Consider the following 11,825-nt stretch of genomic DNA (forward strand, 5'->3'; position numbering starts at 1 on the left):
CGGTAAAGGCCCCGGTGCTGTCCGTCACACCGGGGCCTCGTCGTCGGCGTCGTCAGCTCCGTGTCACTTCTTCCACTTCTCCCACGACATGTTCCAACCGTTGAGCCCGTTGTCCGGGTCGACGATGCGGTCCTCGGAGTTCTTGACGACCACCACGTCGCCGACCATCGAGTGGTTGAAGAACCACGCGGCCGGCGTCTTCTTGTCCCAGCCGCCGCGCACGTCGCGCAGGCCGATGCAGCCGTGGCTGGCGTTGTGGTTGCCGAAGGCGCCACCCGCCCAGTAGTTGCCGTGCAGGAACGTGCCCGAGGTGGTGAGGCGCACGGCGTGCGGGACGTCCTTGATGTCGTACTCGCCGCCGTAGCCGACGGTCTCGCCGTTCATCCGGGTCACCGTGAGCATCTCGCTGACGACCATCTGGCCGTTCCAGGTCTCCATGCCGGGCTGGCCGGTGGTGACCGGGATGGTCTTGATGACCTCGCCGTCGCGCATGACCTTCATCGTGAGCTTCTTGGCGTCGACGACGGAGACCTGGTTGCGGCCGATGGTGAACTCGACCTTCTTGTCCTGCTCGCCGTAGACGCCGGGTCGGCCCTCGACCCCGTCGAGGCCGAGGTCGACGGTCACCTTGGTGCCGGGCTTCCAGTACTTCTCGGGGCGGAAGTCGAGACGGTCGTTGCCGAACCAGTGGCCCTCGACGTCCACGGCCGGTTCCGTCTTGATGCGGATGGCCTTCTCGACGTCGTCGGGGTTGGTGATGCCCCGGCTGAAGCGGATGGAGAACGGCATGCCCACACCGACCTTGGAGCCGTCCTCGGGGGTGAAGGTGCCGATGAAGGTGTTCTTCGGCGTCAGTGTCGTGAAGTCCGCGTCCTCGGCGGCCGTGCGGCCCTCGGCATCCTTGGCGACCGCGTGGACGGTGTACTTGGTGGCGGCGGCCAGGTGGGTGGACGGCGTCCAGGTGGCGCCGTCGCCGGATATCTCGCCGTCGACCTTCTCCCCCTTGGCGTCCTTGACCACGACCTCGGTCAACTTGCCCTTCTCGGCGGTGACCTTCAGCGCCCCGCTGGTGTCGACGGACTTGGCGCCGTCCTTGGGCGTGATACCGACGACGGCCTCGGACTGCTTGCTCTGCGCGGCGTCCGCGTCCTCGCCCTGGCCGGCGCCCCCGCCGGAACCGGAGCCGGTCCCCCCGCCGCCGCACGCCGTGACGGCGAGCAGCAGCACTCCCACTATCAGTGCGAGCAGTCCCTGCCTGCCGCGGGCCGACGCCCCCGATATCGGTCGCCCGTTCACGTGGTTCTCCCCTCCCAGGGCCTGGTCAGGCCCGCACCCCTGCGCGTCCCCCGCGCACCGGCGAATATTAACCACAAGGCGCCGCACCCCGACGACCTGCGATTGTCACCGTTCAGTCCCAACTTCCACGGAAAGTTGAAGCAGTCCGCCCCCCTGCCGGGTCACTTCACCGCACTGCCCGCCTTCCATGCCTCCCAGCCCATGTTCCAGCCTCCGAGCCCGTTGTCGGGAGCGACCTTTTTGTCATTGCTGTGGACCACCTCGACGACGTCCCCGACGATGCTGCGGTCGAAGAACCAGCCGGCCGGGGTGTCCGAGCCGCCGCCCTTCACATCGCGCAGTCCGATGCAGCCGTGGCTGACGTTGGTGCGGCCGAAGACGGTGTGGTGAGCCCAGTAGTTGCCGTGCAGGAAGGTGCCGGAATCGGTCAGGCGCATGGCGTGCGGGACGTCCGGGATGTCGTACTCGCCCTTGCCGTCGCGCTTCTTGAAGCCGACCGTGGCGCCGTTCATCCGGGTGACGTCGAGCATCTCGGTCACCACCATCTTGCCGTTGTACGTGGTGTTCTCGGGGGCTCCGGCCGTGACCGGCACGGTGGCGAGCGCCTCGCCGTCACGCCGCACCTCCATCGTGTGCCGGGCGGCGTCGACCACGGAGACCTGGCTGCGTCCCACGGTGAAGGAGAACGTCTTGTGCTGGAGTCCGTAGACCCCGGGCGCCCCCTCGACGTCCCGCAGACGCAGGGCGACGGTGACCTGGGTGCCGGGTTTCCAGTAGTCCTCGGGGCGGAAGTCGAGGCGGGTCCGGCCGAACCAGTGGGGGCGGACCTCGACGGCGGGGCGGGCGGTGACCTTCACCGCGCGTTCGACGGCGGCGCGGTTGGCGATCTCCCGGCTGAACTCCAGCGAGACGATCATGCCGGTGCCGACCGTGGCCCGGTTCTCCGGGCTGACGTAGCCGACGAAGCGTTCCTCCGGCACGTACGTCGTGAACGTGGTGTGCCGGGCGGAGCGGCGCCCGTCTCCGTCCACGGCCACCGCGTCGACCGTGTACTTGGCGGCCAGCGCGAGCCGCTTCTCGTCGGGCTCCCAGGACAGTCCGTCGGCGGAGAGGCGCCCGGGCACCGGGGACTCCTGCGCGTCCTGCGACCGGACGACCTTCACCGACTCCAGCCTGCCGTCGGGCACACGCACGTGCAGCTTCTCCCCGGGGCGCACACCCCTGCTGCCGTCGTCGGGCGAGACCCGGATGACGTCCTCGGGCGCCGGGGGCGCGCCGAACGCCCCGGCGATCCCGGCCGCGTCGTCCGAGGTACAGCCGGTGGCCCCGGTCAGGAGCCCTGCCCATGTCACTACGGCGGCCAGCGCGGCCCTCGCGCGCCGCGCGCGCCCTTGTACGTGCCTCACGAGGTGCCCAACGACCGGCCGCGTCCCCGGGAAACGACCATGCCCGCCCCCAGGGAAACGTGAGTGCGACCCACGCTCTGGGCAGAACAGTGGGGAGGACGACGCGCAGGGGAGCCGCGACCCGGGCCGCAGCAGAGCCGCACCCCTCTGTCCCCCGTCGTCCCACGAGCCGCGGGAGGCTGACAGGTGTCCAGCGCAGCCGAGCAGGAGGCGGTGGCCGGTCATCAGGCCACCGGGAACGGGCGCCAGACCGCCGCCGTGAACGGCGCGCGGCAGGCCGCGCCACCGCCCGCGGTGCCCGCCCGGCCGGGCGCGCCGACACCGCTGGGCGCCCGGTTCCGGGTCGGCCCGGACGGGGTGGCGGGGACCAACTTCGCCCTGTGGGCGGGCGGGGCCGAAGGGGTCGAGCTGTGCCTCTTCGACGAGGCGGGCAAGGAGTCGCGGGTCCGGCTCGCCGAGCTGACCCACGAGATCTGGCACGGCTTCGTCCCGGGCGTGCTGCCCGGGCAGCGCTACGGCTACCGCGTGCACGGCCGCTGGGACCCGTGGACCGGCGCCCGCTGGAACCCGGCGAAACTGCTCCTCGACCCGTACGCCCGTGCCGTGGACGGTGACTTCGGCCTGCCGCCGGAGGTGTACGGGCATGTGCGCGACTGGCCGCAGCAGCATGTCGCCGACACCGTGCGCGACGACCGCGACTCGGCGCCGTACGTCCCCAAGGGCGTCGTCGTCCACGATGACGACGACTGGGCGGACGACCGCCGCCCGAAGACGCCCTGGGCGGACTCGGTGATCTACGAGCTGCATGTCAAGGGCTTCACCCGGCTGCACCCGGACATCCCCGAGGAGCTGCGCGGCACCTACGCCGGCCTCGCGCACCCGGCGGCGATCGAGCACCTGGTGAGACTGGGTGTGACGGCGGTGGAGCTGCTGCCGGTGCACCAGTTCGCGCACGAGGACCATCTGCTGCGCAGGGGCCTGCGCAACTACTGGGGCTACAACTCGATCGGCTACTTCGCGCCGCACGCGGCGTACGCGGCCACCGGGACGACCGGCCAGCAGGTCGGCGAGTTCAAGCGCATGGTGCGCGCGCTGCACGCGGCCGGGATCGAGGTCATCCTCGACGTGGTCTACAACCACACGGCGGAGGCGGGCGAGCTGGGGCCGACGCTGTCGCTGAAGGGCATCGACAACCGCGGCTACTACCGCCTCCAGGACGACCCCCGCCGCTACGCCGACTACACCGGCTGCGGCAACACCCTGCACGTGGTCCAGCCGCATGTGCTGCGGCTCATCACGGACTCCCTGCGGTACTGGGTGACGGAGATGGGCGTGGACGGCTTCCGCTTCGACCTGGCGGCGGCGCTGGCCCGCTCCATGCACGACGTCGACATGCTCTCCCCGTTCCTGGCGGTCATCGCCCAGGACCCGGTGCTGCGCCGGGTGAAGCTGATCGCCGAGCCGTGGGACGTGGGGTCGGGCGGCTACCAGGTGGGGGCGTTCCCGCCGCTGTGGACGGAGTGGAACGACCGGTACCGCAACGCCGTACGGGACTTCTGGCGGCACGCTTTGCCGGACGTACGGGAGATGGGCTACCGCCTGTCCGGCTCCAGCGACCTGTACGCCTGGGGTGGGCGCAGGCCGTACGCGTCCGTCAACTTCATCACCGCGCACGACGGTTTCACCCTGCGCGACCTGGTGAGCTACGAGCGCAAGCACAACGAGGCCAACGGCGAGGGCAACCGCGACGGCACGGACGACAACCGGGCCTGGAACTGCGGCGCCGAGGGCGAGACGGACGACGAGGGCGTACGGGCGCTCAGGCGGCGGCAGCTGAGGAACCTGCTGACCACGCTGCTGCTGTCGACCGGTGTGCCGATGCTGGTCGCGGGCGACGAGCTGGGCCGCACGCAGGGCGGCAACAACAACGCGTACTGCCAGGACGGCGAGATCAGCTGGGTGGACTGGGGCCTGCTTCGGGACCCGGGCTGGAAGGCGCTGTCCGCGCTGACCGCCCGGCTGATCGAGCTGCGCCACCGGCACCCGGTGCTCCGGCGCCGGGCCTTCTTCTCGGGCCGGGCGCAGACCGCGGACGGCCTGCGCGACCTGGCCTGGTTCACGTCCCGGGGCACCGAGATGACCGAGCAGGACTGGTACGCGCCCGCCGCCACGCTGGGCATGTATCTGTCCGGCCGGGACATCCCGGGCCGGGACGAGCGCGGGGAGCAGATCCTCGACGACAGCTTCCTCGCCGTCCTGCACGCGGGCGAGGAGCCGGTGAGCTTCGTGCTGCCGGGGCCGCCGTGGGCGGAGCGGTACGAGGTCGTCGTCGACACGAGTCTGGAGGAGCAGGGCGAGGCGCCGGGGGTGGAGCACCCGGCGGGGACGGAGATCACGGTGCCGGCGCGGGCGGTGCTGCTGCTGCGGGTCGCGGGCTGAGGCATCGTTTCGCCGGACCCCGGCGGCAGCGGCCCGCCGACCTGGCGGTCGGCGGGCCGGTCCGCACCCGGGCCGGCTTCTACGCCTGCGACGCCGGTGCGAGCGGGGCCGCGGCGGGAGTCGACGACGCCGGGGTGCCGCGCCCGTGCTGGGAGTACGACAGGACGCCCGTGAGGACGATCCTGAGGACCTCGCGCAGTTCGATGTGGAGCGGTACGCGCCCGCCCGGGTTCTGCGACCAGCGGTAGAGCAGGCCCAGGTACGAATCACGGAGGATGTTGCCGACCCGCATCGGATCGATGTCGAAGGTGACCTCCCCGCGCTGGCGCCCGGCCTCGATGATGTCGGCGAAGACCTGGCCCGCGTAGGGCTCTTCGAGGAGGGGCCGGCCGGCCTTCACCCAGGCCTGGAGCATGGCGGCGGTGATCTCCCGCTCGGACTCGTTGAACTCCGCCAGTGCCGCCATGCACCGCTCCAGGTGCACGGTCACATCGTCGTTCCGGGACTTCATCGACTCTTCCATGCACAGCTCCAGGCGCCGTTTGCGGGCCTCGGCCCAGGCGGTGACCAGGTCTTCCTTGCGCTGGAAGTAGTTGAAGAAGGTGCCCCGGGCCACGTCGGCGTGCTCGGCGATCTGGTCGATCGTGGTGCGGTCGTACCCCTGCTCCGCGAAGAGGGTCAGGGCAGAGGTGTAGATGCGGTCCCGAACCCGCTGTTTGCTGCGCTCTCTGCGCCCGAGGGGGCGGGCAGGTTCAGAGGCCATGTGCTTCCTCGCCTTCTCACGTCGTTGTGTGGGCTCCCCCGGCCATGGAAAAAATTATACCACGGTACATCTATGAGTCATGGTCTTCGTTTTCCTGAGGTGACGTCAGGGTGGACGTCGGGGTGGAGGTCAGGGCGGGACGTCAGGGCCGTGACGCCACGGAATCGGCGATCACGCCTACGGGTTCGCGGCCCAGCAGCCGTGTGGCGGATATGTCGACGCCCGCCGTGCGGTGCAGGCGCACCCTGAGCTCGGTCGCCAGCAGGGAGTCCAGTCCCAGGGTCCGCAGCGGTCTGCGCGGGTCGAGCCGGGTCGCCGAGAGGCCGAGCACGGTGGCGGCCTGCTTCAGGACGTCGTCGGATGTGGGGGCACGCCCGGGGGTCGTGGTCGCAGGAGCCGGTGCCGGGTCTTCTGCGGCGAGCGTCGCGGGCACCGGTACCGGGCCTGCCTCGTCGAGGGACTCGCGGGCGGGGCCCGCCGCTCGGCGACGCAGCCGGATGTCACGGAACTCCGCGATCACATGGCCGTCCTCGGCCGTCAGCCACACGTCGCAGCGGGCGTCGTCCGTACCGTCCGAGGGCGTGAAGCGGGCCACGCACCAGTGGTCCCGGCCGACTCCCGCCGCGTCCCGGACCAGGACACGGCCGAAGGACACCGGCACGTAGCCGTCCGGTCTCCCCCCTGCCCTCGTGGCGTGCGGCCACGTGGCGAGCATCGTCAGGAGCCCGGCTTCCAGCCCGGCCGCCGTCCCCGCGCCGGGCGAGCGGCGCATGCGAGCCACCGATTCGCCGTCGGAGCACCACAGTTGCGCCACGGTGCACAGCGCTGCGTCGATGGTGTAGCCGCGGCCCTGGGCACGGCGGTAGAACTCCGCCGCCGGCACGTACGCGGTGCACCGGGTCAGGCCGGTGTCCAGCAGCTCCCAGCCGTACGGCTCGGCCGTCACGCTGCCGCCCGTGCTGTCCTCGCCGGCGGCCGGGCCGGCCGTGCGGAACCTGCCGGTCATGCACAGCTCACCGTCCCGGGTGGCGTCCGCGGTGCGCAGCGCGGTGACGGTGAACAGGAAACAGCCCTGCTCCGCGGCGGGCGTCAGGCACACGCGTACCGCGGCGTCGCGCGCGTGTGCCAGCTCCCAGGGCCGGTCGCCGAACTCGACGTCCTCCAGCACGCCTTCACCGCGTCGCCCGATGCCGTCCGCCGCCCACAGGACGGCCTCGACGTAGAGCACCGGCGGTACGACGGCCGGGCCGTCTCCGGTGCGGACGCTCTGCCCCAGGTCGGCCAGGCCCAACTCGCGCAGTTCGACCTCCCGTACGTGCTCGGCCGGCGCGGCGGGCGCCGCGGTGGGGGCCGGCTCCTTCCTGAACTGTTCCTGGTCCCAGGCGTACGTCGGCAGCGGCACGCGGGGCGCGGTCCCCTGGAAGTAGCGGTTCCAGTCGATGCGTGCGCCGTGGGAGAAGAGCTGCCCGAGCGCCCGGGTGAGGTTCTCGCCGTCGTCCTGGTGGCGCTTGAGGGTGGCGACGGCGGCCGGTGCGGCGCCCTGTTCGCCGAGGACCGCCGTGACGGACTGGACGAGCAGCGGGTGCGGGCTGACCTCAAGGAACACCGTCTCCTCCTGGGCGGCTGTGCGCACGGCCTCGACGAAACGCACCCGCTCGCGGAGGTTGTCCACCCAGTAGGCGGCGTCCAGTTCCGGTCCGTCGACCGGCTCGCAGCGGGTGGTGGAGAACATCGGGGTGCGGGCGGGCAGCGGCGTGAGGTGGGCGAGGGCGTCGGCCAGGCCGTCCCGCAGGTCGGCCATGTACGGGGAGTGGGACGCCACGTTGACCTTGACGGGCCGGCAGGACACCCCGTCGGCCTGGAGGCGTTCGGCGATGAGGTGCAGAGCGTGCGCGTCCCCGGCGAGGACGGTGCTGCCGGGGGCGTTCTCCGCGGCGACGCACACCGTGTCGCCATAGGGCGCCACCGCGGCCGCCGCGGCCGGCGCGTCGAGTTCGACGGCGAGCATCGCGCCGCGCCCCGCCCGGCTCTGCATCAGGGAACTGCGCCGGCAGATGACCGAGGCGGCATCCTTCGGCGACAGCGCGCCGCAGACCTGGGCGGCGGCCACCTCGCCCATGCTGTGCCCGACGCACAGGTCGGGTTCGACTCCCTTGGCACGCAGGAGCGCGGCAAGTGACACCTGCACGGCCCACAGCAGGGGTTGCACCACCGCGACGTCGTCGGGGAGCTCCCGCGGGGGTGCGTCCTCGCCGTCGCCGGTCAGCAGGCCGATGACCGACCAGCCCAGCTCCTCCCGGACGGCCGCGTCGCATTCCGTCAGGGTCCGGCGGAACACCGCCTCACCGGCCAGGAGGCGGCGGCCCATGCCGAGCCATTGCGAGCCCTGTCCGGGAAAGACGAACGCGGTCCGGCGGTCGCCCGTGAACCCGGCGTCGGCCGTCCCTCCGTCCGGGGTCTCCTCGCCCTCGGCCAGGGCGCGCAGGGCGGCGGCGAGTTCGTCGTGGGTGCGGCCGACGGCCCACAGGCGGTGCGGGTGGGCGTCACGTCGCGTGGCGGCGGTGTGGCAGATGTCGCGCAGGGGGAAGGCGCTCCCCTCGCCGTCCAGGAAGCCGGCGTAGCGCGCGGCGAGCCGGCTCAGTGCGGCCGGGGTGCGGGCGCTGAGCAGCAGCAGCTGCGGCTCTTCGGGTGCGTCCGCAGCGTCGTGCGGGGGCCGGCCGGTGTGCGGCTCGGGCACGTATTCGCCGACGATCACGTGCGCGTTGGTGCCGGAGAGGCCGAAGGAGCTGACACCCATGAGTGCGGCCCGGTCGCCGGGCACGAGCGGGGTGTTGCGCGTGACGACAGCGAGGGCGGAGGCGTCCCCGGCCAAGGCGGGGTGCGGCGTGCGCAGGTGCAGGGACGCGGGGATGGTGCGGTGCCGGGCGATGAGCACCGTCTTGATCAGGCCCGCGATCCCGGCGGCGGCTTCGGCGTGACCGATGTTGGTCTTGACGGAACCGATGGGCAGCGGACGGGACCGGGACCGTCCTCCGTCGCCCACGGCCTCTGCCAGGGCGCGCAGTTCGACGTCGTCCCCGACGGGCGTGCCGGTGCCGTGGGCCTCCACGTAGTCCAGCCGGTCCGGGGTGATGCCGGCGCTGCGGCAGGCGGAGCGGATCATCTCGGTCTGCCCGGACACGGCGGGCTGAAGCAGTGTTCCGCTGCCCTGGCCGTCGTTGGTGACGGCGCTTCCCCGCAGTACCGCGAGCACCTGGTCGCCGTCGCGCAGGGCGTCGGGCAGCCGCTTGAGCAGGACGGCCCCCACTCCTTCGCTGCGCACGAAGCCGTCGCCGGAGGCGTCGGCGAACTTGCAGCGTCCGTCGGGGGCGAGCATGCCGCCCTGGGAGTAGGTGATGGCGTCGGACGGCGAGAGCACGGCGTTGACTCCGGCGGCGACGGCCAGGTCGCTCTCCCCGGTCAGCAGACTCTGCCGGGCCAGGTGCACGGCCACCAGGGACGAGGAGCACGCGGTGTCGACCATCAGGCTGGGTCCCCGCAGGTCGAGGGCGAAGGAGAGGCGCCCGGCGGTCATCGTCCGCAGCCGGCTGCCCGCCATCCCGTGCACGTCCTGCTGCCCACCGGACTCCGCCAGGTCCGCGTACTCGGCGGTCGCCTGACCCACGAAGACGCCGGTGCGGCTGCCCGCCAGCGCGGACGGGAGGATGTGCGCGTCCTCCAGTGCTTCCCAGACGACCTGGAGGAGGACCCGCTGCTGAGGGTCCATGGCCAGCGCCTCGCGCGGGGCGATGTGGAAGAAGGCGGCGTCGAAGCCGTACAGGTCGTCGATGAACCCGCCGTGCCGCGAGACGGTCCTGCCCGGTTCGCCCGGCCGCTCCGAGTGGTACCGCGCCACGTCGAACCGGTCCCGAGGCACGGGCGTGACGGCGTCGGTGTTGTGCTCGAGCAGGTGCCAGAACTCCCGCACCCCGGGCGCTCCCGGAAATCTGCATCCCATCCCGACGATCGCGATGTCAGGCATGCCGCCTTGCTGCACGAAGCCCCCCTTGGTTCTGCGGTGTCAGGTCCAAAAGTAAACCAGAGACCAAGTTTGACTTCCAGTTGATCCAATGAACGCCAGAAGAAGAGTGCGTCACAGGCGGATTTCCCCCTGCTTCGCAAGGTGGACGACCTGCCGTTTCCTTACATAGGGCGCCGGATCCGAGAACGACAGCGGTCAAAACATGAGCTACAGTCCATTGATACACCGCTACACAGCTTGCCTGAGCGAGGAGGACGGATGATCGCCAGAGTGCTGGGCCCCCTGCGCGTGACCATGAACGGCGTGTCGGTGGTCCCCACGGCGCTGAAGGCCCGAAAGCTCCTCGCCGTACTCATCCTGAACCGGGGACGCGTGGTGCAGCGGGCCGCCATCGAGCGCGAACTGTGGGGCCTCGACGTGCCCATGAGCGCCTCGACGGGCATCCAGAACTGCGTCATGCAGATCCGCAAGAGCATCGGCCGCGCCCTCGACGGCGGCCCCTCGGACCGTCTCCCCAAGGAGACGCTGATCACCGAGGCCACCGGTTACCGGCTCGAAGTCCCCGGCGAGCAGTTCGACATCGTCGGCTACCAGCGGCTCGTGTCGACGGCGGGAGAGGCGGAGGCCAGGGGGGACCTGTCACAGGCGTCGGCGCACCTGAACAACGCGCTGAAGCTGTGGCGTGACGCGCCCCTGGCCGATGTGCCGGCCGGGCCCGTACTGCACCCGCACGTGCTGCGGCTGGAGGAGGACCGCAAGGCGGTGCTGAGCCAGCGCGTCGGCCTGGACCTGCGGCTGCGCCGGTACGCCGAGGTCATCGGCGAACTGCACGCCCTCGTGGCGCTCAACCCCTACGACGAGGTGCTGCACGAGTACCTGATGCTGGCGCTGTACCTCTCCGGGCGCCGCAACGACGCGCTGGCGGCCTACCAGGGCGTTCGCACCGCGCTGACCGACGGGATCGGCCTGGAGCCCTCGCACCGTCTGCGTCGCCTCCAGCAGCAGATCCTGAACTGTGACGACGCGCTGGAGCACACGTTCCTGGACGACCGCGCCCCTCATCTCGTCGCGGTGTAGCACCCGTCAGTGGACAAGTGCCCCCGCACGGGCGGCCGTCAGGGACGCGAGGAGCTCTTCGAGCAGGACGCCCTGGCCCTGCGGGGTGAAGGGGAAGAAGTGCCCGCCCCGGGCGAGCCGGCGGCGGAACGGGCCCGATGTGAAGCGGGCCCACAGGGGCAGCGCGCCCGGCGGGACGAGCGGATCGTCCGTACCGGCCAGCGCGGTCACCGGCACGGTGAGCCGCAGTGGCTCCACGGCGTACAGCGCGTCCCGCGCGAGCGCGAGGTCATGGGCCAGGACCCGCCGCGCCGGGCTGAGCAACGGGTCGCGCAGGGCGTCGGCGGGCAGGCGGTGGGAGGCGAGGATCTCGGCCAGTTCTGCGGCGGAGCCCTGTTGTTGCGCGCGTGGGCGGCTTCGCGCGCCCGGTTGCGAACAGCTCACGACCAGGCCGTCGCAGTGTCCGCCGGCGTCGGCGACGGCGAGCGCCAGCAGCCCTCCCAGACTGTGGCCGTAGAAGACGGTCGGCGCGGGGTCGAGAGCGCTCAGCTCCCGGCGGATGCCCGGCACGGCGGCGGCCAGCGTCGTACGCGGTGCGAGGCTCGCGCGCCGCTCCCGCCCCGGCAGGGTGACGCCCACGACCTCCACCGTCTCCGGCAGACCGGCCAGGACGCTCGCGTAGCGCTGCGCGCCGGCGCCCGCGTGGGGGAAGACGACGACGCGGCTGCCGCGGTCGGCGGAGGGCCGCAGCACGTGTGTCCAGTCCTCGGAGTGCGAAGCCATGCTCAATTCCTTGGTGGGTCGGGGCCATGGGAGCGCCGTACACAGGGCATGTTGCGGCGCC

7 protein-coding genes are annotated in these 11,825 nt (G+C 71.8%); 2 read left to right on the plus strand and 5 right to left on the minus strand.

Features of this window, described 5'->3' with window-relative positions; genetic code table 11:
* Positions 1-63: 63 nt before the first annotated feature.
* Together AC07F0_RS22880 and AC07F0_RS22885 are read right to left on the minus strand one after the other, a co-directional pair.
* Positions 64-1,296, minus strand: coding sequence for a L,D-transpeptidase (locus AC07F0_RS22880; protein WP_478981368.1), 1,233 nt, complete (start codon positions 1,294-1,296; stop codon positions 64-66).
* Between the two features lie 161 nt (positions 1,297-1,457).
* A complete protein-coding gene (locus AC07F0_RS22885) occupies positions 1,458-2,702 on the minus strand; it encodes a L,D-transpeptidase (RefSeq protein WP_478981369.1) in 1,245 nt (414 codons plus the stop codon).
* 186 nt (positions 2,703-2,888) lie between these two features.
* Between AC07F0_RS22885 and glgX the strand changes: the two genes are divergently transcribed.
* Complete coding sequence (gene glgX / locus AC07F0_RS22890) at positions 2,889-5,141, plus strand: glycogen debranching protein GlgX (protein WP_478981371.1); 2,253 nt, start codon at positions 2,889-2,891, stop codon at positions 5,139-5,141.
* 79 nt (positions 5,142-5,220) lie between these two features.
* On the opposite strand, the gene AC07F0_RS22895 is transcribed toward glgX, so the two are convergent.
* Together AC07F0_RS22895 and AC07F0_RS22900 are read right to left on the minus strand one after the other, a co-directional pair.
* Positions 5,221-5,904: a TetR/AcrR family transcriptional regulator gene (locus AC07F0_RS22895; RefSeq protein ID WP_478981373.1), complete on the minus strand. Its 684-nt coding sequence runs from the start codon at positions 5,902-5,904 to the stop codon at positions 5,221-5,223.
* A 142-nt stretch (positions 5,905-6,046) separates the two neighbouring features.
* Positions 6,047-9,925, minus strand: a complete 3,879-nt coding sequence (locus AC07F0_RS22900) for a type I polyketide synthase (RefSeq protein ID WP_478981375.1) — start codon at positions 9,923-9,925, stop codon at positions 6,047-6,049.
* Between the two features lie 258 nt (positions 9,926-10,183).
* On the opposite strand from AC07F0_RS22900, the gene AC07F0_RS22905 reads away from it, so the two are divergent.
* Positions 10,184-11,002 carry an AfsR/SARP family transcriptional regulator gene (locus tag AC07F0_RS22905; protein ID WP_478981376.1) on the plus strand — a complete coding sequence of 273 codons (819 nt, stop codon included), beginning with the start codon at positions 10,184-10,186 and terminating at the stop codon, positions 11,000-11,002.
* A gap of 6 nt (positions 11,003-11,008) precedes the next feature.
* On the opposite strand, the gene AC07F0_RS22910 is transcribed toward AC07F0_RS22905, so the two are convergent.
* On the minus strand, positions 11,009-11,764 hold the full coding sequence (locus AC07F0_RS22910; protein ID WP_478981377.1) for a thioesterase II family protein: 756 nt from the start codon (positions 11,762-11,764) through the stop codon (positions 11,009-11,011).
* Between the last annotated feature and the right edge of the window lie 61 nt (positions 11,765-11,825).

Source organism: Streptomyces sp. NPDC045955 (assembly GCF_056430805.1).